23 protein-coding genes and 1 riboswitch are annotated in these 26,196 nt (G+C 73.9%); of the genes, 13 read left to right on the top strand and 10 right to left on the bottom strand.

The window, feature by feature from the left end; genetic code table 11:
* Positions 1–42: 42 nt before the first annotated feature.
* Genes hppD through C8054_RS23665 form a run of 6 tightly spaced genes read left to right on the top strand, consistent with a single transcriptional unit; the run spans position 43 to position 6,152 of the window.
* Positions 43–1,146, top strand: coding sequence for a 4-hydroxyphenylpyruvate dioxygenase (gene hppD, locus C8054_RS23690; RefSeq protein ID WP_107160325.1), 1,104 nt, complete (start codon positions 43–45; stop codon positions 1,144–1,146).
* On the top strand, positions 1,143–2,066 hold the full coding sequence (locus C8054_RS23685) for a phytanoyl-CoA dioxygenase family protein (protein WP_107160323.1): 924 nt from the start codon (positions 1,143–1,145) through the stop codon (positions 2,064–2,066). Before hppD ends, C8054_RS23685 begins: the two co-directional genes overlap by 4 nt.
* A gap of 2 nt (positions 2,067–2,068) precedes the next feature.
* Entirely contained in the window at positions 2,069–2,866 is a 798-nt protein-coding gene (locus tag C8054_RS23680; RefSeq protein ID WP_107160321.1) for a DUF3050 domain-containing protein, read from the top strand.
* Positions 2,863–3,834: a thiamine pyrophosphate-dependent dehydrogenase E1 component subunit alpha gene (locus C8054_RS23675; protein ID WP_107160319.1), complete on the top strand. Its 972-nt coding sequence runs from the start codon at positions 2,863–2,865 to the stop codon at positions 3,832–3,834. Before C8054_RS23680 ends, C8054_RS23675 begins: the two co-directional genes overlap by 4 nt.
* Positions 3,834–4,799, top strand: coding sequence for an alpha-ketoacid dehydrogenase subunit beta (locus tag C8054_RS23670; RefSeq protein ID WP_107160317.1), 966 nt, complete (start codon positions 3,834–3,836; stop codon positions 4,797–4,799). The genes C8054_RS23675 and C8054_RS23670 overlap by 1 nt, the downstream gene beginning before the upstream one ends.
* A 3-nt stretch (positions 4,800–4,802) precedes the next feature.
* Positions 4,803–6,152, top strand: a complete 1,350-nt coding sequence (locus tag C8054_RS23665; RefSeq protein ID WP_107160315.1) for a hypothetical protein — start codon at positions 4,803–4,805, stop codon at positions 6,150–6,152.
* On the opposite strand, the gene C8054_RS23660 is transcribed toward C8054_RS23665, so the two are convergent.
* The gene (locus C8054_RS23660; protein WP_107160313.1) at positions 6,142–6,975 is read right to left on the bottom strand and encodes an alpha/beta fold hydrolase; all 834 of its coding nucleotides are present in this window, start codon (positions 6,973–6,975) and stop codon (positions 6,142–6,144) included. The two genes, C8054_RS23665 and C8054_RS23660, sit on opposite strands and share 11 nt — an antisense overlap.
* A gap of 58 nt (positions 6,976–7,033) precedes the next feature.
* On the opposite strand from C8054_RS23660, the gene C8054_RS23655 reads away from it, so the two are divergent.
* Positions 7,034–7,750 (top strand): TetR/AcrR family transcriptional regulator, encoded by a 717-nt coding sequence (locus C8054_RS23655; RefSeq protein WP_233220104.1) that lies wholly within the window; start codon positions 7,034–7,036, stop codon positions 7,748–7,750.
* 573 nt (positions 7,751–8,323) lie between these two features.
* Here the strand turns inward: C8054_RS23655 and C8054_RS23650 are convergent.
* From C8054_RS23650 to C8054_RS23635, 4 genes are all read right to left on the bottom strand, one after another.
* Entirely contained in the window at positions 8,324–9,007 is a 684-nt protein-coding gene (locus tag C8054_RS23650; RefSeq protein ID WP_107160298.1) for an SGNH/GDSL hydrolase family protein, read from the bottom strand.
* 96 nt (positions 9,008–9,103) lie between these two features.
* Positions 9,104–11,020, bottom strand: coding sequence for a trypsin-like serine protease (locus C8054_RS23645; protein ID WP_107160296.1), 1,917 nt, complete (start codon positions 11,018–11,020; stop codon positions 9,104–9,106).
* Positions 11,021–11,154: 134 nt separating this feature from the next.
* On the bottom strand, positions 11,155–12,378 hold the full coding sequence (locus C8054_RS23640; RefSeq protein WP_107160294.1) for an MFS transporter: 1,224 nt from the start codon (positions 12,376–12,378) through the stop codon (positions 11,155–11,157).
* Positions 12,375–13,940, bottom strand: a complete 1,566-nt coding sequence (locus tag C8054_RS23635; protein ID WP_107160291.1) for a class I adenylate-forming enzyme family protein — start codon at positions 13,938–13,940, stop codon at positions 12,375–12,377. Before C8054_RS23635 ends, C8054_RS23640 begins: the two co-directional genes overlap by 4 nt.
* Before the next feature lie 313 nt (positions 13,941–14,253).
* On the opposite strand from C8054_RS23635, the gene C8054_RS23630 reads away from it, so the two are divergent.
* The 6 genes from C8054_RS23630 to C8054_RS23605 all read left to right on the top strand — a co-directional run bounded on the left by C8054_RS23630 (position 14,254) and on the right by C8054_RS23605 (position 20,531).
* Positions 14,254–15,537: an SGNH/GDSL hydrolase family protein gene (locus C8054_RS23630; protein ID WP_199199898.1), complete on the top strand. Its 1,284-nt coding sequence runs from the start codon at positions 14,254–14,256 to the stop codon at positions 15,535–15,537.
* A gap of 67 nt (positions 15,538–15,604) precedes the next feature.
* Positions 15,605–16,828: a cytochrome P450 gene (locus tag C8054_RS23625; RefSeq protein ID WP_107160286.1), complete on the top strand. Its 1,224-nt coding sequence runs from the start codon at positions 15,605–15,607 to the stop codon at positions 16,826–16,828.
* A complete protein-coding gene (locus tag C8054_RS23620; protein WP_107160284.1) occupies positions 16,825–17,799 on the top strand; it encodes an alpha/beta hydrolase in 975 nt (324 codons plus the stop codon). The genes C8054_RS23625 and C8054_RS23620 overlap by 4 nt, the downstream gene beginning before the upstream one ends.
* The gene (locus C8054_RS23615; RefSeq protein WP_107160282.1) at positions 17,792–18,895 is read left to right on the top strand and encodes an alpha-hydroxy acid oxidase; all 1,104 of its coding nucleotides are present in this window, start codon (positions 17,792–17,794) and stop codon (positions 18,893–18,895) included. The genes C8054_RS23620 and C8054_RS23615 overlap by 8 nt, the downstream gene beginning before the upstream one ends.
* Position 18,896: 1 nt before the next feature.
* Entirely contained in the window at positions 18,897–20,210 is a 1,314-nt protein-coding gene (locus C8054_RS23610; protein WP_107160280.1) for a PLP-dependent aminotransferase family protein, read from the top strand.
* 69 nt (positions 20,211–20,279) lie between these two features.
* Positions 20,280–20,531: a hypothetical protein gene (locus tag C8054_RS23605; protein ID WP_107160278.1), complete on the top strand. Its 252-nt coding sequence runs from the start codon at positions 20,280–20,282 to the stop codon at positions 20,529–20,531.
* 48 nt (positions 20,532–20,579) lie between these two features.
* On the opposite strand, the gene C8054_RS23600 is transcribed toward C8054_RS23605, so the two are convergent.
* The 5 genes from C8054_RS23600 to C8054_RS23580 all read right to left on the bottom strand — a co-directional run bounded on the left by C8054_RS23600 (position 20,580) and on the right by C8054_RS23580 (position 26,110).
* On the bottom strand, positions 20,580–22,016 hold the full coding sequence (locus C8054_RS23600) for a glycine hydroxymethyltransferase (RefSeq protein ID WP_107160276.1): 1,437 nt from the start codon (positions 22,014–22,016) through the stop codon (positions 20,580–20,582).
* A gap of 18 nt (positions 22,017–22,034) precedes the next feature.
* A riboswitch (ZMP/ZTP riboswitch) is annotated at positions 22,035–22,124 on the bottom strand.
* Between the two features lie 196 nt (positions 22,125–22,320).
* Complete coding sequence (locus C8054_RS23595; RefSeq protein WP_107160273.1) at positions 22,321–22,821, bottom strand: hemerythrin domain-containing protein; 501 nt, start codon at positions 22,819–22,821, stop codon at positions 22,321–22,323.
* Positions 22,822–22,931: 110 nt separating this feature from the next.
* Positions 22,932–24,416: a S8 family serine peptidase gene (locus C8054_RS23590; protein WP_107160271.1), complete on the bottom strand. Its 1,485-nt coding sequence runs from the start codon at positions 24,414–24,416 to the stop codon at positions 22,932–22,934.
* A 115-nt stretch (positions 24,417–24,531) separates the two neighbouring features.
* The gene (locus C8054_RS23585) at positions 24,532–25,395 is read right to left on the bottom strand and encodes an NAD(P)H-hydrate dehydratase (RefSeq protein WP_107160269.1); all 864 of its coding nucleotides are present in this window, start codon (positions 25,393–25,395) and stop codon (positions 24,532–24,534) included.
* The gene (locus C8054_RS23580) at positions 25,379–26,110 is read right to left on the bottom strand and encodes a histidine phosphatase family protein (RefSeq protein ID WP_107160267.1); all 732 of its coding nucleotides are present in this window, start codon (positions 26,108–26,110) and stop codon (positions 25,379–25,381) included. Before C8054_RS23580 ends, C8054_RS23585 begins: the two co-directional genes overlap by 17 nt.
* Positions 26,111–26,196 lie beyond the last annotated feature (86 nt).

The following is a 26,196-nucleotide window of genomic DNA, read 5'->3' as shown; positions in this document are numbered from 1 at the left end:
ACGAGCCCGGGTCGCCACCACGGGGGGAACAGGGGGAAGCCCATGCACATCAACGGCATAGACCATCTGGAGCTTTACGTGGGGGACGCCCGGCAGGCGGCCTTCTACTTCGACACCGCGGTCGGGTTCCGGCTGCACGGCCAGGGCGGACCGGAGACCGGGCTGGCCGGGCAGCGGTCCCTGCTGCTGGCCCAGGCCGGCATCCGCCTGCTGCTGACCACCGGCCTGTCCGCGGAACACCCGGCCGCCACCTACGTGCACCGGCACGGCGACGGCATCGCCGTGGTCGCGCTCGCGGTCGACGACGCCGCCGGGGCGTACGCGGAGCTGGTGGCCCGCGGCGCGGCCGGGGTGACGCCGCCGCGCGCCTACACCGGCGCGGACGCCGAGGTGGTGATCGCCGAGGTCGGCGGCTTCGGCGACGTGCTGCACCGGCTCGTGGAGCGGCGCGGGGACCGGAGCGTGTTCCTGCCCGGCGCGATCGAGCCGGTCGCCGCGCCGGACGGCGACGCGCTGCTGGCCGAGGTCGACCACCTGGCGGTCTGCGTGCCGCCCGGGCAGCTCGACGAGACGGTGGCCCACTACGAGAAGGTGTTCGGCTTCGCGCACATCTTCACCGAGCACGTCGAGGTCGGCGGGCAGGCGATGAACTCCAAGGTGGTGCAGAGCCCGTCCGGTCAGGTCACCCTGGTGCTGCTGGAGCCGGACACGGGCGCCCGACCCGGGCAGATCGAGGACTTCCTGCGCTGGCACGCCGGCGCCGGCGTGCAGCACCTGGGGCTGCGCACCGACGACATCGTCGCCACCGTCGGCGCGCTCGCCGGCCGGGGCGTGCGTTTCGCCCGGACGCCCGGCGCCTACTACGACGACCTGGAGCAGCGGGTCGGCCGGCTGGACGCGCCGGTGGACCGGCTGCGTGAGCTGAGCATCCTGGTCGACTCCGACCACGACGGCCAGCTCCTGCAGATCTTCACCGAGTCGATGCACGTGCGTCGCACGCTCTTCCTGGAGGTCATCGAGCGGCGCGGGGCGCGCACCTTCGGCAGCGGCAACATCAAGGCGCTCTACGAGGCGAAGGAACGTGAACTGGCCGCGGCGGGGGCGACCCCCGGCGTCGCGGCCGGAGGAGTGGGGGCAGGGGTATGACCACGATCGATCCCGGGCTGACCGCCGAGGAGGAGGCGCTGCTGCCCTCCGACGACGACGTCCGGCACTACGTCGAGCACGGCTGGTACCTGTCGAAGAAGCTGCTCACCGACGACGAGGTGGACGAACTCGTGGCGGCCACCGACGGCTACTACGCCGGGGAGCGTGACCGGCGGCTGCCGGTACGCCCGCCGAAGCTGGCCTACTGGGAGCCGTCGCGCGGCGACGTGCAGCGGCACAACGACTACGTCCACCACGAGCACGACGGGATCGCCCGCATCCTGCGCAAGCCGCTGATCGGGGCGGTCGCGGCCCGGCTGGCCCGGGCCACCGAGATCCGGATCTTCCAGTCCACGCTGATCTGGAAGCCGCCGATCGCCGGTGAACCGTCCAACATCGTGCCCTGGCACTTCGACAAGCACTACTGGGCGTCCTCGTCGTCGGAGGAGATGCTCACCGCGTTCATCCCGTTCCACGACTGCGGCGTGGAGATGGGCACCATCACCATGGTCGACGGCTCGCACCGGTGGCGGGAGATCGGCGCGGACGACACGGTGGTGCGGCACTTCGCCGACCGGGACCGCGACCAGCTCGAGGTGATGCTGGCCGAGAACGCGGCGTACAACCACGCCGAGATCCGCAAGATCCCCATGGTGATTCCCAAGGGGCACATGAGCTTCCACCACTGCCGTACCTACCACGGCAGCGGTGCGAACGTCAGCGGGCGCCCCCGGCGGGCGATCTCGCTGCACCTGCAGGACGGCGAGAACGCCTGGCGGGAGTATCCGCTCTCCGACGGCACGCTCGCCGCGTACAACCACGACGTGCTGGTCCGCCGCACCCACGAGGGCCGGCCGGACTACGCGGACCCCGATTACTGCCCGGTCATCTGGCGCGACCGCGCCCAGCAGGGAGGCTGACAATGTCACGGTACGACTGGGGGAAGACGCACCCGGGCATCGAGCGGCTGGAGCGGGCGGTGACCGAACGCCGCGACGTGGTGGTCAACCACCCGCTCTACGCCAACCTGGACACCCATGAGGCGCTGGTGACGTTCATGGAGCACCACGTCTTCGCGGTCTGGGACTTCATGTCGCTGCTGAAGTCGTTGCAGCGCCAGCTCACCTGCGTCACGGTCCCGTGGATCCCGACCGGCCCGACCGGCAGCCGCCGCCTGATCAACGACATCGTCATGGTCGAGGAGAGCGACGAGCTGGGCGAGGGCTACATCAGCCACTTCGAGCTCTACGTGCGCGGCATGACCGAGGCCGGCGCGGACACCACCCCCGTCGACAAGCTGGTCGACCTGCTGCGCGCCGGCCGGCCGGTCACCGAGTCGTTCGGCGAGGCCGGGGTGCCGGCGCCGTCGGCGGCGTTCGCGGGCACCACCTGGCGGATCATCGAGACCACCCCGGTGCACTGCCAGGCGGCGGCGTTCGCGTTCGGCCGGGAGGACCTCATCCCGGAGATGTTCACCCAGGTCGTCGCCGTCAACGAGCGCAGCAACCGGCTGAACACGTTCGTCGACTACCTGGAGCGGCACATCGAGGTCGACGGCGAGCAGCACACCCCGATGGCCATGCAGATGCTCGCCGACCTGTGCGGCGACGACGACGTCAAGTGGCAGGAGTGCGCGGACACGGTGAACGACGCGCTGGCCGCCCGGGCCCGGCTCTGGGACGACATCCTCGCCGCGATCAAGGAGGGCCGTCCGGCGTGACCGGCCCCGACCCGGCCGCGCTCTACCGGACGGTCCGGCTGATCCGCCGCTTCGAGGAGCGCGCGATCGAGCTGGTCGACGCCGGGGAGATCGTCGGCGGCATCCACCCGTACCTGGGTCAGGAGGGGATCGCCGCCGGGGTGTGCGCGGCGCTGACCGCCGGTGACCTGGTGACCGGCACCCACCGCGGGCACGGGCACGTGCTGGCCAAGGGCGCCGACCCGGCCCGGATGCTGGCCGAGCTGTGCGGCCGGGTCACCGGGCTCAACCGGGGCCGCGGCGGGTCGATGCACGCCGCCGACTTCGGCGTCGGCGTGCTCGGCGCCAACGCCATCGTCGGGGCCGCCGGCGCGATCCTCACCGGCGCGGTGTGGGAGCGCCGGCGGCGCGGCACCGACCTGGTCGGCGCCACGTTCTTCGGCGACGGCGCGGTCAACGAGGGGATGCTGCTGGAGGCGTTCAACCTGGCCGCGCTCTGGCGGGTGCCGGTGCTGTTCGTCTGCGAGAACAACGGCTACGCCACCACCATGCCGGTCGCCGGCGCGGTGGCCGGCACGATCGCCGGGCGGGCCGAGGCGTTCGGCATGCCGGCGACCGCCGTCGACGGCCAGGACCCGGAGACGGTACGCGCGGCGGCAGCCGCCGCCGTCGCGCGGATGCGCGCCGGCGGCGGACCCGAGCTGATCGAGGCGCACACCTACCGGTTCGACGCCCACCACACCTTCGAACACCGGGTACGCCTCGACTACCGGCCGCCGCAGGAGGTGGCCGACGGCCGCTCCCGCGACCCGGTCGAGATCGCCGGCGGGCGGTTGGACCCGGCGACGCGGGCCGAGATCGACGCCTCCGTCGAGGCGGTGCTGGCCGCCGCCGTCGACTTCGCGCTGGCCGGCCCGCACCCGGACCCGGCAACCGCCCTGGACCACCTGTACGCCAGCGGGCTGACCGCCCGGACCGGAGGTGGCTGATGCCCCGGCTCTCCTACCGTAGGGCGCTCACCCGGGCGCTCGCCGACGAGATGACCCGCGACGAGTCGGTGGTGGTGCTCGGCGAGGACATCCGGGTGGCCGCCGCCAACGTCACCACCGGGCTGGTGAAGAAGTTCGGCCCGGAGCGGGTGCGCGACACGCCGCTGTCGGAGCAGGCGTTCACCAGTTTCGCCACCGGCGCGGCGCTGGCCGGGGCCCGGCCGGTGGTGGAGTTCCAGATCCCGTCGCTGCTGTTCCTGGTCTTCGAGCAGATCGTCAACCACGCGCACAAGTTCCCGCTGATGACCGGCGGCCAGTGCGCGGTGCCGGTCACCTACCTGGTGCCCGGCTCCGGCTCCCGTACCGGTTGGGCCGGGCAGCACTCCGACCACCCGTACGCGTTGTTCGCCCACGTCGGGGTGACCACCGTGGTGCCGGCCACCCCGGCCGACGCGTACGGGCTGCTGGTCTCCGCGATCCGCTGTGACGACCCGGTGGTGGTCTTCGCCCCGGCCGGCGCGCTGGACCTGCGGGAGGACGTGGCCGACCCGGCGCCGGTGCCGCTGGGGCGGGGCGTGGTCCGCCGGGCCGGCGACGACGTCACAGTGGTCGCGGTCGGGCACCTGGTGCACGAGGCGCTCGCGGTCGCCGAGGAGCTGGCCGGTCAGGCGTCGGTGGAGGTCTTCGACCCCCGCACGCTGTACCCGTTCGACTGGGACGGACTCGTCGACTCGGTGAGCCGCACGGGACGCCTCGTCGTGGTCGACGACGGCAACCGGTCCTGCGGCATCGCCGGGGAGATCATCGCGACCGTGGTGGAGCGGGTCCGGCTGGCCGCCCCGCCGCGGCGGGTCACCCGGCCCGACGGCGCGGTGCTGCCGTTCGCGCCGGCCCTGGACCGGGCGGTGCAGCCCGGTCGGGACCAGCTCACCGCCGCCATCCAACTGACCCTCAAGGACGGATGAACGATGGACCCGAACTATCCGTGGCCGCCGCTCGGCGCGGCGTGGACCGACCTGCCCGAGGCCACCCGGTCGGCCATGGTGACGGCCGGCGCCGGCGCCTGGGAGAAGATCTTCCACGGCCGGGCCACCTACAACACGCGGTGGCGGCTGGCCCGCCCGCCGGTGCTCACCGCGGACGCGTTCCGCGAGCTGAACGAGGTCTGCGACCGGATCGCCCAGCTCATCCTGGAGGCGTGCCAGCGGCGCGCCCGCACCGCCGGTGAGCTGCGCCGGCTGCTCGACGTGCCGGACGGCGAGACCCGGCTGCTCGACCCGGACGAGGAGCTGCACGACGGGCTGCTGGCCGCGTACCGGCCGGACGTGCTGTTCTCCGGCGGCGTGCCGTGCATCGTGGAGTACAACATCGACAGCAGCCTCGGCGGCGGCTTCGACGCCGACACCGTGATCCAGCGGTACGCGGAGCTGTACCGCGACGCCGGCCTGCTCGACCGGGTGCGGCCCGCGCCGTCCCTGCTGGACCAACGGTTCGTCGCGATCCGGGACACGCTCGGCCTGCCCGACGGCGCGCGGGTGGCCCTGCTGATGGACTTCGAGGCGGAGTATCCGGGGCTGGACGACCCGGAGACGTTCATCCGGATCCTCTCGCCGCTCGTCGACCAGGCCCGGCCGTTCGGCATCGACCTGGTGATCGCGCCGGTCGCCACCGCCACCCTGGACGCCGAGCGTCGGCTGGTGGTCGGCGGCGCCCCGGTGGACGCGCTGTTCCGGCTGTTCGTGCCGAACCGGGTCACGCCCGGCGCCGGCCTGGACGCGGTGGCCGACGCGCTGGCGGCCGGCACGCTGCCGATGTTCGTCAGCAGCGCAGCCTGGCTGCTCAGCAACAAGCTCAATTACGCCTGGCTCTGGGCCGACCTGGACCTGCTGCCGGAGCCCGACCGGGTGCTGGTCCGCCGGTACGTGCCGCACACCGTCGCGCTCACCGCCGACCAGCTCGACCGGGCGCTGGCCGAGCAGGCCGAGCTGGTCGCCAAGCCGGCCGGCGGGTCGGCCGGGCACGGCGTGCTGATCGGGCCGGAGCTGAGCGCGGTGGCCTGGGAGGACGGGGTACGCGCCGCGATCGACGCGGGCGGACACATCCTCCAGCGTTACCACCAGGCGGACCGGGTGGCGATGGACTTCGTGCGGATCGAGACCGGCGAGACGGTCACCGCCGACGTCCCGTACAGCCTCGCGCCGTACCTGTTCGACCGCACCGCCTCCGGCGCGTTGGCGCGGGTCGGCTACCCGGGCTGCGAGGGCGTCCTCAACCTGGCCCGGGGCGTGCTGATGTCCGGCATCCTGCTCACCGACTGATCCCGCCCTGGGCCGGGGTGGTGAAGAAGGCGGTCAGGGGGGTGATCAGGGCGGGCGGTGCCACCGCGATGCCGTTGTGCGGGCTGCCCGGCACGCGCAGCGTGCGGGCGTGCGGGAGGACGGCGGCCAGCAGCTCGTTGGTCTCGGTGAAGAACGGCGCGGCCCGGGCGCCGCTGATCAGGAGCGTGTCGGCGGTGATGCCGGCGTACTGCTCGGCCGGCCCGTCGTGCACCAGGATCTGCCGTGACTCGGCGAGCGTCATCCCGACCAGCGCGCTCATGGTGCGCCCGATCTCGGTGCGCAGGAAGAGCCGGGTGATCGCGGCCCGGACCGGCAGCGGCAGCCGCGACGCCGGGTTCTGCGGGTCGACGGCGGCGGCCACGATGGCCAGCGCCCGGGCGGTCTGCCCGGCCCGGACGGCCGCCTCGGCCGGTTCGAGGAACGCCATCGGCATGCCGTGCCCGGCCAGCCGCAGCGGGGCGTCATAGACGGCGATCCGCTCCAGCGGCAGTCGCAGCGCGGCCCGCAGCACCACGAACGCGCCGTAGCTGTGCCCGACCGCCCACCGGGCGCCGGTGTGCGCGAGCACCGCGCCGAGGTCGTCGATCTCCTGCTCCACCGTGTACGGCTCGCGGCGGGGTGGGGCGTCCGCCCGGCCCCGCCGGTTGTAGAGGTGCACGGTGAACCGCTCGGCCAGCCGCGCGGTTAACCGGCGGTACTCCGCGATCGTCACCCCGCCGCCGTGCACCACCACGAGCCCCGGCCCGGTGCCCGTGGAGTGTAGGACGATGCCCGCGCCGTCCGTGGCCGTGATCCGTTGCATGACCGCTCCCTCCGACCCCCTGAAACTGCGAACGCCGTTTGCAGTTTACAGTGGGGTGGTGAGCGGCGCATCCCCGAATCCGGCTGGCGGCGGCTCTCCCGGCCCGTCGATCTGGAGCCGGCCGCCACGCGGCAGCCGCGGGCCCACCCCGACGCACGGCCGGGACGAGATCGCCGCCGCCGCGGTCACGCTCGCCGACGCCGGCGGGCTGGACGCCGTGTCGATGCGGGCGGTGGCCGGCGCGCTGGACATGGCCGCCGGCTCGCTCTACCGGCACCTGTCGTCCCGCGACGACCTGCTCGACCTGATGGTCGACAGGTGCGTGGGGGAGCTGCGGCCCTACCCGGGCGACGACGGCGACTGGGTCGAGCAGTTCCTGCGGCTGGCCCGCCGCCAGCTCGCGCTGCACCGGCGGCACCCGTGGCTGGCCGACGCGCTCGGCCGGCGCGCGACGCCCGGGCCGAACACGCTCGCCTACTTCGACGCCTGCCTGCGCGTCCTGCAACCGGTGCCGGCCGGCGTCGTCGCCAAGTTCGAGGCGGTCGCCATGGTCACCGGCGTGGTCACGCTCTTCGCCCGCAGCGCGGCGACCACCGGCACGGTCACGTTCGAGCACGTCGACCTGGCGGCGTACCCCCACCTGGCCGCCGCGTTCGCCGACGCCGCCACCCCGCCCGACGGCGACCTCTTCGCCCGCACCCTGCGTGCCCTGCTCACCGGCCTCCTGACCCCCGACCGCCCCGGACCGCCTCCGGACGCCCCCGCCGGGCGGTGACGTGATCAAGGAGTACCCGTCCCGTACCGCGGTGGACCCGACGACGACTCCTTGGCCAACGCGTGGTGGTGGGAAGGACGTCGGTTCGGGGCGCCTTTCGAGCTGAGGGCGGAAACGACTCACCGAAGCCCGCCCCGCCCCGGGCGTGGCGCGCACGGACGCACGAGCGGGCCCGCGCACGAGCGGGCGTGCGCGGATGGCCGTGGGGTCGGGGTGTGCGGGGCGGGGGCGTGCGGGGCGGGTGGGCAGTCGGGCGTGCGGGGCGGCGGGTGGTGAGGGCGTCAGCCAGGGCAGTGCGGGGTGGCGGGCGCGGGTTGCTGAGTCGTCCACGCCATCAGCTCGAAAGGCGCTCGTAGGCCCGACCGTCGCCGGCGGCGAGGGCCGTCCGGCGTCGGTTCGACCGGCCCACGGCACCCGCCGCTGTCCACGGGGCGGGCCGGGTCGGGCCGGCTCGGGCAGCGGGAGCCCGATCATTCGGTGGTCGGCCCGGCCGCTCCGGGGCCCGGCCGGGGCCCCGGCAGACCTGCCGACGGCGTTCGCGGAACCGGCCCGTCACCGGCGGCGGGCGTCGCCCTACCGACGACGGGTGTGGTGGGTGGCGAGGACCCGGAGCGTTTCCGCGGTGGCGACGGCGTCGCTGCGGGCGCTGCCGTGCCGGCCGTCGCCGCTGTAGAGCGACGGGTCGGCGACCAGCGGATGGTCGGTGAGGTGCACGTGCAGCGTGCCGAGGCGCTCGGCCACCGCGCGGGTGTGCCGGGCCAGCCGGCGCATCCGCGCGCCCAGCCCGGCCCGCAGCGTGTCCCGCACCGCCGGGCTGTGCGAGACGTCGAACATGCCCACCGTGATCACGTCTGCCCCGGCGTCACGTAACGCGGTGATGATCGCGGCCAGCTCCCCGTCGACCGCGTCGGGGTCGTAGCCGGGCCGGAACGCGTCGTTGCCACCGCACACCACGAGCGCCAGGTCCGGCCCGAAGGCCAGCGCGTCGGCCAGTTGCGTGGCCCGCACCTCGTGCGCCCGCAGCCCGCGCCGCCCCAGGTTGAGGTACGCCAGCTCCGGGCGCACCGCCCGCAACTCGGCGGCGACCCGGTCGGCCCACTGCACGTCGGGGTAGCCGTCGAGCGGCTCGCACAGGCCCTCCGCGACGCTGTCGCCGAGCACCACGAACCGGTGCCACGGATGGTCACTCAGCAGGTCGGCGGCCTCGCCGGGGCGCAGACACCAGGGATCCGTGGCCTCGGTCAACGTCGATGACATGACCGGGAGGCTAGCCGAGCGGCCGGGACGGGGAAAGCGGTCCGCCGCCCCGACCGATCGGACGGTCGGGGCGGCGGACGCCGGTCGTACGGCCGCTCAGGCGGCCGGCGGCCGGTTGAACCAGCCGTGCAGCGTGACGATGACATGCGTCGTGCCACCGCTGACGTTCAGGATGCGGATGTTCCTGGTCGCGTAGCGCGGGCCGGCGTCGTTCACCCTGACCATCACCATCGTGGTGCGTGCGATCTGGCCGGCGGCGAAGTTCGCCACGGACTGGCTGGTCACCACCGGCCCGTCAGGAGTGGTCGCGAACGGGCCGGCGCCCGACTCGACGGTCAGGTAACCCGAGCCGGTCGGGCCCACCGTGGTCACCGAGAGCAGGGCGCCGCCCATCGCGTCCGGCGAGATGCCCACCGGGTCGGTCAGGTTGACGAACAGGGCCCCCCGCGCCGTCATCGGCGTGCCGCCGTTGGCCCGGGTGTCGACCACCTGCAGGGCCGGGACCGGCCGCAGTTCGGCACCCCCCGACGCGGCGGCGGTCACGTAGCCCTGCACGGAGATCACCAGGTCGACCGCGGGGCCCTTGTTGAAGAAGGTGGCCCGACCGGCGGAGGAGAGCTTGACCGTGACGCCCTGCGAGGTGACCCCGCTGACGTAGTCGAGCACGCTGGTCGCGTCGGCCCCGCCCTCCGGGTAGGCCCGCAGGAAGCTGGCGCTCGTCGAACCGACCACGGCCACGTCCAGGAACACGCTTGTCGCGCCGCTCGGGACGACGCCGCCGGTGAACGTGAACGTCCGGGATCCGTTGGTCGGGATCTTGCCGACGGTGGTGCCGGTGCCGTCGCGGGTGTCGACCACCCGGGTGTGCGGCACGGCGACCAGCCCGCCGCCCGCCCCGCCGGTGAAGTAGCCGTGCACCTCCACGACGACGTGGACGTTGCCGGCGGGGTTGTGGACCGAGACGCGGCCGTTCGGGCCCGGACGCACCACCTGGGTCGTCGAGATGGTCTCACCAGCCGACGCGTTGAGCGACGAGGTGGCCGGCTGGGTGGAGCCCGTCGGGAACACCGTCAGGAACGTGTTGGCGGTCGGGCTGACCGCGGTCACGTCGACCAGGACCGCGGAGACGCCCGCCGCGGGGACCCCGCCGACGCCGAGGACCGGGAAGTCGGTGGTGCTGTTCGCGCCGCGGAGCCCGGCGGGGGCGCCGGTGCCGGTGCGGGTGTCCAGCAGGAGCCCGCCGGGGGAGAGCGCCACGTAGTTGTTGTTGCTGGTGCTCGCCGCGATCCACGGGGCCAGACCGTCCACCCGCACCTCGGTCGCGGTGCGCCGGGTGTCGGTCTCGCCGAGGCAGCCACCCTGCCAGGAGGTGTCGTGCAGGGCGACCAGTTGCGGCTGGCCGGCGCCGGTGCGCAGCAGCGGGCCGCCGGCGTCGCCCCGGCACAGGCTGGCGGCGGAGGCGCTGCCGTCGACGGTGAGCGCGTCGGTGCTGACGCCGGTGACCGTGAACGTGCCCGCGTGCAGCTTGTCCGGCGCCCACTCGGTGGCGGTCCGGCCGAAGCCCGCGGCCAGCAGCTCCTCGCCCGACGCGGCGGACGCGCCGACGGCGACCGGCGGCACCCCGCTCGCCGGCTTCTCCACCTGGGCGAGCGCGACGTTGCGGGTCGGGTGGGGGAGCACGGCCGTGACGGCGAGGACGTGCCCGGCGGTGGTGCTCAGATCCGTTCGGCCGACCGTGACGGTGGTGCGTCGGGTGGGCGGGCCGGCGACGAGCTGCTGGCCCGGTTCCGCCAGGCAGCTCGCGGTGGTCAGCACCCAGGTCGGCGCGACCAGCACCGCGGAGCAGGCCCGCAGGTCGTTCTGAATCTTCGCGGTGAACGAGTAGCTGCCGGCCGGCACGGGGCTGACGCCACTGACCGCCTGCGCGGCTCCGCCGCCGATCATGCTCGCCGACAAGGCCACGGCGACGAACGCCGCCATCTTCCGGGTGCGACGCTTTCGGATGACGCTCATACGTTTCTTTCCTCGACTTCCCCCGTGTCACTGCCCGCCGGCGACACCCGCGGCAGCCAGAGAGTAGCGGTTCACGCCTGCCTGCGCGGTCCCGAAGAGTGGCGGTGCGCGCCGCGGTCGCTCCGACACCGCGGTCAGGCCGGGGTGGGGGCGACCGGCTCCGGCGCCGGCCGGCCGGCGCCGGAGCGGAGGAACAGCAGCGGCGCCACGGTGAGCACCAGACAGGCCACCGACATCACCAGCAACGCCGGACCCAGGTCGAACAGCGCCACCGACCAGCCGCCGAGCAGCGCGCCCACCGGCAGGCCGAGGAACGCCACCGAGCCGGAGATGCCCAGCACCCGGGTCTGCAACGCCGCCGGCACCCGTTGGTAGAGCGCGGCGCCGAGCAGCGGGTTCACCGCCGCGATCCCGATCCCGGACAGGAACGTCACCACCAGCACCACCACCAGGTCGTCGCTGAGCGCCAGCGCCAGCAGCCGGGGCGCGCCGCTGAGCGCCAACCCGAGCGCGAACACCGCCTGTCCGGGCAGCCGCGTGCCGACCAGCGTGAACAGCAGGTTGCCCAGCAACGCGCCGGCCGAGAAGACGCCCAGCAGCAGCCCGAACCCGGCCGGATCGCCGAGCACCTCGTTGACCCAGAGCGGGATCCAGACCGCGACGCTGGCGTTGGCGAACATGTTGGACGCGGAGACCACGATCAGCATGACCAGCAGCGTCCGGTCGGTACGCAGGTACGCGAACCCGCCGCGCAGCGCCCGCAGGTACGGCTCCCGGGGCGCCGGCTGCGTCGGCGCGGGCGGCCGGACCAGCACTCCGATCAGCAGCGCGCAGACCGCGAACGTGGCCGCGTCGATCCAGATCGCCGGCGTCAGTCCCACCCAGTCGATGAGCAGCCCACCCAGCACCGCGCCGAACAGCGTCATGCCCCGCGCCAGCCCGTCGTAGGCGGAGGTGAGCCGGATCAGCGGCACCCCGGCCCGCTCGGCGGCCGGCTTGAACAGCACGTGCTTCACCCGGTCGCCGATGCCACGCAGCCCGCCGGCGATCGCCACCAGCACCAGCAGCGTGCCGAAGCCGAGCCAGGGCGCGAGCGCCACCACCGCCATCGCGACCGCGCTGGCCGCGTCCACGACGATCGAGGTACGGCGGACGCCGAACCGGTCCGCCCACGGCGTGGCCAGCGCGCTGGAGAGCATGTACGGCAGCGTCTCCGCGGCGGCCACCAGGCCCATCCGGGTCGGGCTGCCGGTGGTCTCCAGCACCAGCCAGGGAATGGCCACCACCGAGATCCGGGTGCCGAGGTTGGACAGCAGGTCGGCGCCGACCAGGGTGTACAACTCCCGGCGCGGGTTCACGCCGGACTGCCGATCGGGTCCGCGCCGGCCGGGTGCTCCTGTGCGTACCGGGCCCGCAGCGCCCGTTTGTCGACCTTCGCGGACCGGTTCAGCGGCAGCGCGTCGACGAACTCCACCGCGCCGGGCGCCCAGGTCTCGCTGAGTTCCCGGACGACCAGCGCGATCAGGTCGTCGCCGGTGACCGACGCGCCCGGCGCCGGCACCACGTACGCGTACGGCAGTTCCCCGGCCACCGGGTCCGGCACCCCGATCACCGCGGCGGCCCGGACCTCGGGGTGGCCGGCGAGCACGTCCTCGATCGGGCGGGAGTAGATCGGCCAGCTCCGCTGCCGGGTGAGGATCCGGTCCTGCAACCGGTCGACCAGGTAGAGGAAACCGTCGTCGTCGAGGTGCCCGATGTCGCGGGTGCGCACCCAGCCGTCGACGAGCGTCTCGGCGGTCAGCTCCGGCTGACCGTGGTAGCCGGCGAAGCTCAGCTTCGTCCGGGCCCACACCTCGCCGTCGACGCCGGCCGGCAGCACCCGCCCGTCGGCGTCGCGGATCTCGACCGTCACGTCCCCGTACGGCCGGCCGCAGGAGCGCAGCCGCTCCGGGTGCTCCGGATCGTCGGTGAGCCCGGGCAGCGCGCAGATCACCACCGCCTCGCTGAGCCCGTAGACGATCCGCAGGCACGGGCCGAACCGGGCGATCGCCTGGCGCAGCCGGGCCGGCGCGGCGGGCCCGGCGCCCACGTTGAACATGACCATCGCGGAGAAGTCGGCGCCCGGCAGGTCGGGATGGTCGAGCACCTCGTACAGCATCGGCGGGGTGACGAACGTGGAGGTCAGCCGCTCGGCGTGCACGGTCGCGACGAACGCCGCCGGGTCCCACCGCTCGCGCAGGAACAGCACCCCGCCGGTGAACAGGTTGACAAGTGTGGTGATCTGGCCGCTGGCCAGCCACATCGGGGAGTGCGACAGGTGCCGCAGCAGCGGGATCCCGGCGGACCGGATGCCGGCGGCGAGCACCAGCACCTGCCGGTAGAAGCTCTCCCGGTGGTGCACCAGCTTCGGCGTGCCGGTGGTGCCGCTGGTCTGGAGGAACGACTCCGGCGCCGGTCCGGAGGCCGGCAGGTCGGTCGGGTCGTCGGCGTCGCCGCCCGCGGTGAGGTCCGGGCCGGCGCCGCCGGGGCCGAGACACAGCACCGGTACGCCGACCAGGCCGGCCGCGACCTGCCCGGACTCCGGGTCGCGGGGATCGTGCACGAACACCTCCGGCGCGGCCAGCGCGACGAACTCGTCGATCTCGCGGCGGGAGGTGACCGGGGCGACCCACATGGCGCGGCAGCCGAGCAGGTGCAACGCGAGGTGCAGCAGCGGACCCTCGACCGTGTTGCCGAGCATCACCAGCACCGCCGCGCCCGGGCGTACGCCGTGCCGGCGCAGCGCGGTGGCCAGGCCGCGCACCTCGGCGGCGACCTGCCGGTAGGTGAGCCGGCGGTCACCGCCGACCAGCGCCTCCCGGTCGCCGAACCCGGCGAACAGCTCCAGCGCCTCGTGCACGTAGTTCGGCCGGTCGGTCATCGGGCAGCCCCCATCATTGTCCGCGAGCGGCGCCCGGCCCAGGTCAGGGCCGGTACTCGGACGGCGGGTGCCGGGTCGGCGACCGCACCGCCGCCGGTTCCGAGCCTAGGCAGCGGCGGTCCACGGCGGACAGAGCCGAACGTCGGGGCCCGGCATCCCGCGGGCATTTGATCATGTCGATCAGGTTGATTGACGCTCGTCACCAGCGGCGGCTAGTTTCCGGTCCATCGCCCGGGCAGGTGGCGCCGACCGCGCCGCGCCCGGGGTTGCCGAACATGGAGGATCGATGCCGACCCCGAAGAGATGGCACGTCATAGCTTCCGCCGCAACGCTGCTGATCGCCGGCACCCCGGCGGTCACCGCGAGCGCCGGCCCCACCGACACCGACCGCGCCGGGCACGGGCGCGCCGAGTGGGCGGGGAGCTGGGCCGCCGCGGTGACCCGCGGGAACACCGTGGGGCTGACCAACACCGGCCTCAACGACCAGAGCATCCGGATGACGGTGCAGACCACGGTGGGTGGTCCGCGCCTGCGGGTCCGCCTCACCAACCTCTACGGCGAGCAGGCCGTCAAGGTCGGGCACGCCACGGTCGCCCGGCCGAACACCGCCACCGCCGACGACCTGTCCGACGTCGACCCGGCCAGCGTCCGGGAACTGACGTTCTCCGGCGGCACGTCGGCCACCATCAACAAGGGCGCCGAACTGCTCAGCGACCCGCTGTCCTACCCGGTGGCGGAGCAGGAGGACCTGGTGGTCACCCTGTACTTCCCGGTGCTCACCGGACCGGTCACGTTCCACGGCCAGTCCCGGGTCACCAACTTCATCGGCGCCACGGACCTGACCACGGCGGCCGGCGGCGCCGGCTTCACCATCAAGCCGAACTGCTGCTGGATGTTCCTCTCCGGCATCGACGTGGAGCGCAAGGTCGCGCCGGGCTCGGTGGTGGTGCTCGGCGACTCCATCGGCGACGGCAACGGCAGCACCGTCAACGCCGACAAGCGCTGGCCGGACCTGCTCGCCGCGCGGCTGATCGACGCCCGGCCGGAGGTCCGTACGCCGGGCGTGCTCAACCTCAGCCTGGCCGGCAACCGGCTCAACCACGAGGGCCCGGAGCCCGGCGCGGGCGGCTTCCCCGGCTACTACGAGCTGGGCCCGAACGCGCTGGCCCGACTCAACGAGGACGTGTTCCCGCAGACCGGTGTCCGGACCGTCATCACCCACCTGGGCATCAACGACATCTGGATGAACGACGACAGCGCCGAGGCGATCATCGCCTCGCTGCGCCAGCTCAACCAGCAGGTCAAGGCGCGCGGGCTGACCAGCCTGGTCGGTACCATCACGCCGTACGAGGGCAACGGCGGGCCGGGCGTGTGGACCGCGGAGAAGGACGCCACCCGCAACGCCGTCAACGCCTGGCTGCGCGGGGCCGGCCGGGCCGAGTTCGACGGCGTGCTCGACTTCGACGCCGTGCTGCGCGACCCGGCGCAGCCGAGCCGGCTGCTGCCGGCGTACGACTCGGGAGACCACATCCACCCGAACGACGCGGGCGCGCAGGCGATGGCGAACGCCGTCCCGCTGCGGCTGCTCGGGCTGTGACACCGGGCGGGGGCGGCGTCGACACGGCGGCCGCCCCCGCCGCCTTTTCCTGGGGAGGAAGAACGCCGTGGACGTCAGTGAGATCCTGACCGGCCTGTACAGCGAGCAGGGCCGGCAGAACCCCTATCCCTACTACGCGGCCCTGCACGCGCACGGGCCGATCAACGCCGTGCCCACCCGCGCCGAGCACAGCACCGTCACCGCCGTCGCCGGCGGGTACGACGTGGTGGACCGGATCCTGCGCGATCCGGAGTGGTACAAGGGCTTCCCGCCCGGCTGGGAGGAGCAGGAGATCCTGCGGACGTTCCTCACCTCGATGATGTTCGTCAACCCGCCGGACCACACCCGGATGCGCGCGGTGTTCGCCAAGACCTTCACCCCGCGCCGGCTGGGCGCGCTGGAGCCGGTGGTGGAGCGGATCGTCACCGAACGCCTGGACGCGATGGCCGAGGCCGGTGCGGACGGCACCGAGGTGGACTTCGTCGCCGACTTCGCGTACCCGGTCCCGGCGCTGGTGATGGCCGAGTTCATCGGCCTGCCCGCCGCCGATCTGGCCTGGTACCGGCAGCGGGTCGACTGGATCGACGAGTACATGGACGTCTCCGGCAAGACGCCGGAGCGGCTGACCCGGGCCAACCAGGCCGCCGAGGAGCTGCGGGCCTACTACCGGGACCTGATCGCGCACCGCCGCCGGGCCCCCGGCGAGGACCTGATCAGCGGGCTGGTCGAGGTGCTCGACGCGGGCGGTGTCGACCTCACTGAGGACGAGCTGATCAGCAACCTGATCGTGCTCTTCAACGCCAGCTTCGTCACCACCGTCTACATGTTCAGCAACGGTCTGCCGCTGCTGCTCGACCATCCGGAGGTGACCGCCGCGCTACCCGGGAACGACGCGCTCGCCCGTGGCTGCGTGGACGAGGTGCTGCGGATGGAGAGCCCGGTGCACTTCCTGGCCCGTTCCGCGCCGGCCGACGCCGACCTGGACGGCGTGCCGGTGGCCCGCGCCGACAACGTGCTGCTGCTGATCGCCGCCGCGAACCGGGACCCGGCCCGCTTCCCCGACCCGGACCGCTTCGACCCGCACCGGGACGGCCCACCGTCGCTGGCCTTCGGCGTCGGACTGCACTTCTGCCTGGGCTCGGCGGTGTCGAAACTGGAGGGCCGGATCGCGCTGCCCCGGTTGTTCGCCCGCTTCCCCCGACTCGCGGTCACCCAGCCGTACACCTACAGCGGCAGCCTCTTCCTGCGCGGCATCGACAAGCTCTTCGTCACGACCGGGGAGGCCGGATGACGCTCGATCCGCAGGTGGTCGCGTGGCGGGCCACCCGGGCGACGGCCGGCGCCGTGCCGCTCTACACCCAGACCCTCGCCGAGGCCCGCGCCGCCGACCTCGCCGCGATCCGCGCCGGCGGCGGCGCGGTCGAGCCGGTCGCCGAGGTACGCGACAGCCAGGTGCCCGGCCCGGCCGGGCCGCTGCCGGTGCGGGTACACCGGCCGGCCGGCGACGGTCCGCTGCCCACGCTGGTCTGGTTCTTCGGCGGTGGCTGGACGCTCGGCAGCGTGGACACCGCCGACGGGATCTGCCGCCGGCTGGTCAACCTCGCCGGCTGTCAGACCGTGACGGTCGGCTACCGGCTCGCCCCCGAGCACCCGTTCCCGGCCGCGGTCCAGGACTGCCACGCCGCGCTGCGCCACCTGGCCACGCACCCCGACGAGTTCCGGATCGACGCGGGCCGGTTGGCGGTCGGCGGGGACAGCGCCGGCGGCAACCTGGCCGCCGCGGTGACGCTGCTGGCCCGTGCCGACGGCGGGCCCCGGCTCGCCGCCCAGGTGCTGGTCTACCCGAACACCGACCAACGTCCCGGCCGTCGCCCGGCCGACGACGAGGACCCGCTGCTGTTCAACCGGCACTCGGTGGACTGGTACCGCGGCCACTACCTCGCCGACCCGGCGGACGCGTCCCATCCGCTGGCCTCGCCGTTGCTCGCCGAGGACCTGTCCGGCCTGCCGCCGGCGCTCGTGGTGACCGCCGGGCACGACCCGCTGCGCGCCGAGGGCGAGCGGTACGCCGAGCGGCTGGGCGGGGCCGGCGTGCCGACCGAGACGGCCGACTACCCGGGCATGATCCACGGCTTCTTCGCCATGCCCGGCGTGTTCGACGCCGGCCGCGACGCCCAGGACCGGGTCGCCGCGTTCCTGCGCCGACGCTTCGGCCTGGACCCGGCGTCGGCCGGGGCCTCGGTCGGGACCGACCGTGGCTGACGCCGGCCCGGCCTTCGTGTCGCCGGCCAGCCTGGCCGACTTCGCCGGGCTGGCCCGGGCGGTGCTCCCGGCCGACGTGTGGGACTTCGTCGACGGCGGCAGCGGCACGGAGACCGCGCTGGCCGCCAACCGGGCCGCGCTGGACCGGGTGGCCGTGCTGCCCCGGATGCTGGCCGGGGTGGACACCCCGAGCACCGGGGCGACGCTGCCCGGGGGCCGGGCCGCGCTGCCGGTGGCGGTCGCGCCGATGGCGTACCAGCGGTTGCTGCACGCCGACGGGGAGCCGGCGCTGGCGGCGGCGGCCGGCGCGGCGGGCGTGCCCTACGTGGCCAGCACGCTGTCCAGCACGCCGATCGAGGAGATCGCCGCGGCCGGCGCGACGGTGTGGTTCCAGCTCTACTGGCTGCGCGACCGGGGCCTGGTGGCGGAGCTGCTCGACCGGGCACTGGGCGCGGGCTGCGCGGCGGTGATGCTGACGGTGGACGTGCCGGTGCTCGGTCGACGCCTGCGCGACGTGCGCAACGGCTTCACGCTGCCGGCGCACGTCACCGCCGCCAACCTGCCCGGCGGCCGGGACGACCTGGCCCACCAGGGCACGCCCGGCGTCTCGGCGGTGGCGGTGCACACCGGCGCGGTCTTCGCCCCGGCGGTGAGCTGGGCGGACCTGGCCTGGCTGCGCGCGCGTACCCCGGTGCCGTTGCTGGTCAAGGGCATCCTGGACGCGCGCGACGCGGTCCGCGCGGCGGACGCCGGCGTGGACGCGGTGGTGGTCTCCAACCACGGCGGCCGGCAGCTCGACGCCGCCCCGGCCAGTGCGAATGTGCTGCCGGAGGTGGTCGACGCGGTGGCGGAGCGGTGCGCGGTGCTGCTCGACAGCGGCATCCGCGGCGGTGTGGACGTGCTGCGCGCGCTCGCGCTCGGCGCGGCCGGCGTGCTGGTCGGCCGGCCGCTGCTCTGGGCGCTCGCGGCCGGCGGCCGGGCCGGCGCCGAGGCCGCCCTGGCGCTGCTCGCCGCCGAACTGCGGGACGCGCTCATCCTCAGCGGCTGCCCCGACCCGGCCTCGGCCCGGCGGCTGCGCACCCGGATCGGAGCCTGACGTGGAACCGGTGGACCTGACCGTCGAGGCGCTGCACGGCAGCGTCGGCGACCCGGCGTTGAACTCGATGAACTTCCTCAACGAGGTGGCACAGCACTATCCCGAGGCGGTGTCGCTGGCCGCCGGCCGGCCGTACGAGGAGTTCTTCGACTCGGCGCTGCTGCCCGACCATCTGGAGCGGTTCCGCGCGCACCTCGCCGACGATCTGGGGCTGAGCCCGGCCCAGGTGGACCGGACGCTGTTGCAGTACGGCCGGACCAAGGGCATCGTGCACCACCTGGTCGCCCGTCACCTCGCCGTCGACGAGGGGCTCGCCGTCGACCCGGAGACGATCGTGGTGACGGTCGGCTGCCAGGAGGCGATGTTCCTGGTGCTGCGCGCGCTGCGGGCCGACCCGGCCGACGTGCTGTTCGCGGTGGCGCCCACGTACGTCGGGCTGACCGGCGCGGCCCGCCTGGTCGACCTGCCGGTGCGTCCGGTGGCCGGTGGCCCGGACGGCGTCGACCTGGCCGACCTGCGGGCCGGGGTGCGCCGGGCCCGCGCCGAGGGGTTGCGCCCGCGCGCCTGCTACGTGATGCCGGACTTCGCGAACCCGTCCGGGGTCAGCATGGACACCGCCCAGCGCCGCCGGTTGCTCGACGTGGCCGCCGAGGAGGAGCTGCTGCTGATCGAGGACAACCCGTACGGCCTGTTCCCGGCCGCCGGCGTGGACCGCCGTCCCACGCTGAAGGCGCTGGACACCGCGCGTCGGGTGGTCTATCTCGGCTCGTTCGCCAAGACCGTGCTGCCCGGCGCGCGGGTCGGCTACGTGGTCGCCGACCAGCGGGTGGGCGACGCGGACGGCACGGTCGGCCCGCTCGCCGACCAGCTCGCCAAGATCAAGAGCATGGTCACGGTGAACACGTCCCCGATCAGCCAGGCGGTGATCGGCGGCGCGCTGCTGGCGCACGACTGTTCACTCGTCGCCGCGAACGTCCGGGAGCGGGCCGCGTACGCCCGCAACCTGCGCCACCTGGTCGACGGCCTGGCCCGCCGCTTCCCGGCCGGCGGGCCGGTGGGCTGGACCGTACCGGCCGGCGGCTTCTTCGTGGTGGTCACCGTGCCGTTCCCGGTCGACGACGCGCTGCTGCACCGCTCGGGCCGGGAGTACGGCGTGCTCTGGACCCCGATGGCGCACTTCTACGACGCCGGCACGCCGGTGAACGCGTTGCGGCTGTCGGTGAGCGCGGTCACTCCGGCACAGATCGACCTGGGCCTGGACCGGCTCGCGGCGCTGGTCGCGGACACCACGGTCGCGGTGGGCGCGCCGGCCTGACGCCGCAGGGTCGTGGTTCCGGCACCACCCGTGTTCCCCGGCGACCCGGTGTCCGTTGATAATGGACGGATGGTTGCCTGGGAGTACGCGTTGCTGGTCCGCCGTTATCAGGGGCAGGGCCGGAATTTCCACGTCTCGTTCGTCTGGTACGGCCCGGACGGGTCCCGCACCGACGTGACCGCGTACGGCGACACCGCTGTCGCGCACCTCAACCGCGTCGGCCGGGAGGGCTGGGAGCTGGTCACCGCCGCCGAGGACGTGAACAACGTGCAGGGCAGCACCGAGGTGCACCGCTACCACCTCAAGCGCCCGCTGCGCTGAGGTTCCGCGCCCCCGCCGGCCGGGTGGTCGGCAGGGGCGCGGGCGGGCTCAGCCGAGGGTGACCTCGGGGTAGAGCGGGAACGGGGTGAGCAGGTCGGCGGCCTGCTTGCCGACCGACTCGGCCACCGCCGGGTCCAGCACGTACTTCGCCTTCGACGGGGCGCCGTCCGGGCCGGTGCCGGCGGTGGTCCGGTCCAGCACCGTGTGGATCAGCTCGGCGGTCGCGTCCATCTCGGCGGCGCCCAACCCCCGGGTGGTCAGCGCCGGCGTGCCGATCCGGATGCCGGAGGTGTACCACGCGCCGTTCGGGTCCTGCGGGACGGCGTTGCGGTTGGTCACGATGCCGGAGTCCAGCAGCGCCTGCTCGGCCTGCCGGCCGGTCAGGCCGTAGCCGGAGACGTCGATGAGCACCAGGTGGTTGTCGGTGCCGCCGGTGACCAGCGACGCGCCCCGGCGCAGCAGCCCGTCCGCGAGCGCGTGCGCGTTGTCCACGATCCGGGACGCGTAGTCGGCGAAGTCGGGGCGCCGCGCCTCGGCCAGCGCCACCGCCTTGGCGGCCATCACGTGCGGCAGCGGGCCGCCGAGCACCATCGGGCAGCCCCGGTCGACCTGGTCGGCCAGCTCCGGACCGCAGAGCACCATGCCGCCGCGCGGCCCGCGCAGCGACTTGTGCGTGGTGGTGGTGACGATGTGCGCGTGCGGCACCGGGTCGAAGTCGCCGGTGAAGACCTTGCCGGCGACCAGCCCGGCGAAGTGCGCCATGTCGACCATGAAGGTGGCCCCGACCGAGTCGGCGATCTCCCGCATGATCCGGAAGTTGACCTTCCGGGGATACGCCGAGTAGCCGGCGACCAGGATCAGCGGCCGGAACTCCCGGGCCGCCTCGGCCACCCGGTCGTAGTCGATCAACCCGGTGGCCGGGTCGGTGCCGTAACTGCGCTGGTCGAACATCTTGCCGGAGATGTTCGGCCGGAAGCCGTGGGTGAGGTGGCCGCCGGCATCCAGCGACATGCCGAGCATCCGCTGGTCGCCCAGTTCGCGGCGCAGCGCGAACCAGTCCGCCTCGGTCAGGTCGTTGACGTGGCGCTTCTGCGCCTTCTTCAGCGCCGGGGACTCGACCCGGTCGGCCAGGATCGCCCAGAACGCGACCAGGTTGGCGTCGATGCCGGAGTGCGGCTGCACGTACGCGTGGGCGGCCCCGAACAGCTCCCGGGCGTGCTCGGCGGCGAGCGCCTCGACGGTGTCCACGTTCTGGCAGCCGGCGTAGAAGCGGCGCCCGACGGTGCCCTCGGCGTACTTGTCGCTGAACCAGTTCCCCATCGCCAGCAGCGTCGCGGGGGAGGCGTAGTTCTCGCTGGCGATCAACTTCAGCGACTCGCGCTGGTCGACCAACTCCGCCCCGATGGCGTCCGCCACCCGCGGCTCGACGGCGCGGATCACCTCCAGCGCGCTGCGGAAGGCGGTGGACTCGGCGTTGTGCGACATGCGACCTCCTGGTGACGTGCGGAAGGCCCAGGCGCTCGGCATGCGTCCTCATGACGAGGCCGCTCCCCGATGGTGCTCCATCTCCACGCGCCAGTCACGGCCCGGGTCGATCCTAGCGGGCGACCCCGGACCGGACCTGCGGGGTTGCCGGGGCGGGTGGACCTGGCCACGCCGGCCGGGGCGCGGGCGGGGACTTCGTCGGCGGCACCGAATAAGGAGGGGCCCCTTGTTAACGCATTCTGCATAGGCGGGGCCCCCTCTTAACGTCCACGTGTCAAGAGGGGGCCCCGCCTTGCACCAGGGCTCAGGCGTCCACGGCGTCGCGTGCCTTCTTCAGCGCCTTCGGGGCGGTCGGCGTCTTCGGCGCGGTCGGCCGCAGGTCCAGCATGCGCTGGCCGATCTCCTGGAGCTGGTTCCGGCCGAGCGCCTCGCGCACCTTCGGGAACCACTCCTGCTCCTCCTCCTCGACGTGGTGCAGCACGTTCTCCATCAGCACCGTCGTCTTGGCCACGAACCGCTCGTCGTCGGCGTCCATGGCGTGCAGTTCGAGACAGAGCACGTCCGCCACGTGGTGTTCCTCGTACGACTCGAGGATGTCGTCCTCGACGTCCGGCACCAGCTTGCGGACCTCCGGGTACATCACCTCGTTCTCCAGGTAGGTGTGCACCGTCAGCGCCTCGAGGATCTGCGTGACGACCTTCCCGCGTCGGCTCGCCGGCCCGTCCTCGGCGTCCTGGAACGCCTTGAACAGCCGGCGGATCTCCTTGTGGTCCTCCTTGAGCAGGACGATCGCGTCGGTGGACACCGGTGTACCTCCTAGGTCGACTGATGTGGCCCCCCTACCCGGCGTCCGACCAGGACAAACAGACCGGACCCGGCAATCGTGCCGGGCCCGGTCCGCAGGGGTGTGCCGGGTTACTTCACCACGGTGTACGCGTCGACGACGCCGGCGCCGTAGAACCCGTTACGCGCCCCACCGGAGCAGGTCGCGTCGTACGCGTTCGGGCCCGTCGGGATCAGCGGGACCGGGTTGTAGACGCCCACCGGGCAGGGCTTGGCGGTCGCCGTGCGCTCCAGGAACGACGACAGCTGGCCCGGGGTCATGTCCGGGTGCGCCGACAGCGCCAGCGCCGCGACGCCGGTGGCGTGCGGGCCGGACATCGACGTGCCCTGCTTGTAGCCCCACCCGTTGGTGCGGGTGACGGTGTTGAAGGTGGTCGACAGGATGCCGTCGGTCGACGTGGAACGCGCGCCCTGGGTCCGGAAGCGGGTGTCGCCGCCCGGCGCCGTCACGTCGATCACGCCCTGCCCGTACGACGAGTAGTAGCTCTTCGCGCCGGTCGGGCCCACCGCGGCCACGGTCACCACACCGGGCGCCTCAGCCGGCAGGTCGAGGCAGGCGTTGGTCAGGTTCGCGCGCTCCTCCGGCGTCCCGTTGTTCGGGCTGCCGGTGTCGGTGATCTTGTGGGCGAGGTCGTAGTTCGAGTTGCCGGCGGACGCCACGTTGAGCACGCCCTTGGACTGCGAGTAGCGGATCGCCCGCTGCACGGCCTGCCACACCGGGCGCTGCCGCGCGTCGTTGCGGCAGTTCAGCTCCCACGGGTCGATGTAGTAGCTGTTGTTGGTCAGCCGCATCCCGTGGTCGGCGGCCCAGAGGAACCCGCAGACCGCGGCCTCCGGGAAGATGTAGCCGTCGTTGTTGACCACCTTGACGGCGGCCACCTTGACCCCCGGCGCGACGCCGGTGACGCCGACGCCGTTGATCGCCGCGGCGATGGTGCCGGCCACGTGCGTGCCGTGGTCGCTGTTGGTCGGGTTCCACGCCGCCTCGGTGGTGTCGGTGACGCCGCCGATGCAGGACGTGCTCTTGTCCTTGGCGATCTGGGTCGCCAGGTCCGGGTGGGTGCTGGAGATGCCGCTGTCCAGGACGCCGACGACGACGTCCGGGCGGCCGGTGGTCACCGCGTGGGCCTGCGGGACGTGGATCATGTCCATGTCCCACTGCTGGCCGTAGAGCGGCTCCCGGGTGGGGTCGCCGGTGGCGTCGGCGACCAGCGCCGGCGGGACCTCGACGGTCTCGCCCTCGTCGAGGGCGGTGCCCAGGCCGGCGGTGGAGGCGACCGACTCGACGCCCGCGCCGGCCACCCGGGCGGCGAAGTCCGGGTTGGTCGAGCGGGCGACGAGCACGCCGATCTGGTCGTAGGCGGCCACCACGGTGCCGTCGGCGGCGGCCACCCGGGCGGCGGCCCTACCGGTGGTGGCGCCCTGCGGGGCGAGGACCAGGTACGACGTCTCCGGTCCGGCGGCTGCCGCCGGTGCCAGGCCGCCGGTGACGGCGAGGCCGGCGCCGAGCGTCACGGCGGACGCGGCGGCCAGTGTCTTGCGACGAAGGTTCTTCACACGTACTCCCAGGGGGCCGATCCGGTGGAGGACGCGCAGACTGCACGCCCTTCACCGGCTCAGCGCGCGGATGTCGTGTGGTGTTACACACACCCTCGTCGCCGCGGGTCGACCGTCAGACCGTCGCGATCGTGTACGGGATCTCGTCGAGCAGCTCACGGGCCAGGAAGCCGATCCGGCCGTACCGGGGCACCAGCCGCTGCCCGCTGACCGCGTGCGCGAACGCCGCCCAGCACGCCGCCTGCCCCGGGTCGGCGCCCCGGGAGAGCAGCCCGGCGAGGAGCCCGGCCCGCACGTCGCCGCTGCCGGAGGTGCCCAGCCCGGCGTCGCCGCTCTCCTCCCGCCAGGCCCGGCCGTCCGGGGTGGCGATGTGCCCGTACAGCGAGACCACCGCGTCGTACCGGCCGGCCAGCTCCACCGCCTCGGCGTCGAGGTCGTCGCCGGGGTCCCGGCCGAGCAGGTGGCGGGCCTCGGTGAGGTTCGGCGTGAGCACCACCTTGCGGCCGGAGCCGGCCAGCAGGTCCGGTTCGTGGCTGAGCGCGCCGAGCGCGTACGCGTCGAGCACCAGGGCGGTCTCCCGGTCGGCCGTGTCGAGCACCAGGCGCAGCAGCTCCCGGGTGGCGTCGATGTCGGTCAGCCCGGGGCCGACCGCCACCACGTCCGCGTCGGCGACCAGGCCGCCCAGCAGGTCACCGGGGTCGCCCCGGACCGCGCCCTCGCCGGTCTCCGGCAGGCCGACCACCAGCGCCTCCGGGACCTGGATGCTCAGCGCCGTGGCGGTGGACTCGGGGGCGGCGAGCTGGAGCACGCCCGCGCCGGCCCGCAGCGCGGCGACACCGGCCAGCAGCACCGCCCCGGGCGTGAACCGGGAACCGCCGACCACCAGCACCGTGCCGCGCGCCTCCTTGCCGCCGGAGGGCACCGGCAGCGCCCAGTCCCGCAGCAGCGCGGGGGTGATCACGTCAGACCGGCTCGGCATGAACCTCGTCCTCCCTGGTGGGCCGCGCCCCCTGCCGGTGCAGGTGGGTCACGTCGTTGAACATCTCCGGCGCGAGCCGGCCGGCGTCGTCGGCCCGCCAGCCGGTCAACGAGCAGTTCGCGATCACGTGCTCGCGGGTGAGCGCCATCAGCTCCGCCTCGGTGAGCCCTTCCACCAGGTAGCGGAGCAGGAAGACCAGCGCGTCGTGGCCGAACAGCAGCACCCGACCGCCCTCGTGGTCGCGGCGCAGGTCACCGAGGAGGGCCCGCAGCCGCAGCGCCACGTCGGTCCAGGACTCGCCGCCGGGCGGACGGTAGTAGAACTTGCCGAGCCGGTCCCGCCGCCGTGCCTCCTCCGGGTGGCGTCGGCGCACGCCGTGGCCGGTGAGCCCGTCGAGGATGCCCAGCTCCCGGTCGCGTAGCCGCTCGTCGCGGCTCATCGGCACCCCGGTGCCGGCCAGCGCCAGCTCGGCGGTGCGTACCGCGCGCAGGTACGGCGACACCACCGCCACCTCGGGCCGGCGCTCCGCGGGCAGGCCGGCCAGCCACCGGCCGGTGGCCCGGGCCTGCTCCTCGCCGGTGGGCGACAGCGGCACGTCCGCGTCCCGGTGGGTGAGGTCGATCAGTTCGGCGCCGGACGTCTCGGCCGCGGTGGCCGCGACGTTCGCGGTGCTCTCACCGTGCCGGACGATCCAGAGCGCTGCCAACTCCGCCATGCGGCTCCCCGTACCCGACGCCCGGCGCGGGTAACCGCGCCGGCTCAGCCGGGCAGAGGTACGGGACGACGGGGCAGCGCGGCGCG

It is taken from the genome of Micromonospora sp. RP3T (assembly GCF_003027925.1).
Classification (GTDB): Bacteria; Actinomycetota; Actinomycetes; order Mycobacteriales; family Micromonosporaceae; genus Micromonospora.
Note: the sequence above shows the minus strand (reverse complement) of the source record. Positions and strands in the feature narration are given on the sequence as shown.

Excerpts from the sequence above, each read along its gene's own strand:
- C8054_RS23600 (WP_107160276.1), bottom strand. The coding sequence starts at position 22,016 with ATGTCGCACAACGCCGAGTCCACCGCCTTCCGCAGCGCGCTGGAGGTG.
- C8054_RS23650 (WP_107160298.1), bottom strand. The coding sequence starts at position 9,007 with ATGTCATCGACGTTGACCGAGGCCACGGATCCCTGGTGTCTGCGCCCC.
- C8054_RS23580 (WP_107160267.1), bottom strand. The coding sequence starts at position 26,110 with ATGGCGGAGTTGGCAGCGCTCTGGATCGTCCGGCACGGTGAGAGCACC.
- hppD (WP_107160325.1), top strand. The coding sequence starts at position 43 with ATGCACATCAACGGCATAGACCATCTGGAGCTTTACGTGGGGGACGCC.
- C8054_RS23645 (WP_107160296.1), bottom strand. The coding sequence starts at position 11,020 with ATGAGCGTCATCCGAAAGCGTCGCACCCGGAAGATGGCGGCGTTCGTC.
- C8054_RS23665 (WP_107160315.1), top strand. The coding sequence starts at position 4,803 with ATGGACCCGAACTATCCGTGGCCGCCGCTCGGCGCGGCGTGGACCGAC.
- C8054_RS23685 (WP_107160323.1), top strand. The coding sequence starts at position 1,143 with ATGACCACGATCGATCCCGGGCTGACCGCCGAGGAGGAGGCGCTGCTG.
- C8054_RS23680 (WP_107160321.1), top strand. The coding sequence starts at position 2,069 with ATGTCACGGTACGACTGGGGGAAGACGCACCCGGGCATCGAGCGGCTG.
- C8054_RS23585 (WP_107160269.1), bottom strand. The coding sequence starts at position 25,395 with ATGCCGAGCCGGTCTGACGTGATCACCCCCGCGCTGCTGCGGGACTGG.
- C8054_RS23670 (WP_107160317.1), top strand. The coding sequence starts at position 3,834 with ATGCCCCGGCTCTCCTACCGTAGGGCGCTCACCCGGGCGCTCGCCGAC.
- C8054_RS23605 (WP_107160278.1), top strand. The coding sequence starts at position 20,280 with ATGGTTGCCTGGGAGTACGCGTTGCTGGTCCGCCGTTATCAGGGGCAG.
- C8054_RS23660 (WP_107160313.1), bottom strand. The coding sequence starts at position 6,975 with ATGCAACGGATCACGGCCACGGACGGCGCGGGCATCGTCCTACACTCC.
- C8054_RS23635 (WP_107160291.1), bottom strand. The coding sequence starts at position 13,940 with ATGACCGACCGGCCGAACTACGTGCACGAGGCGCTGGAGCTGTTCGCC.
- C8054_RS23620 (WP_107160284.1), top strand. The coding sequence starts at position 16,825 with ATGACGCTCGATCCGCAGGTGGTCGCGTGGCGGGCCACCCGGGCGACG.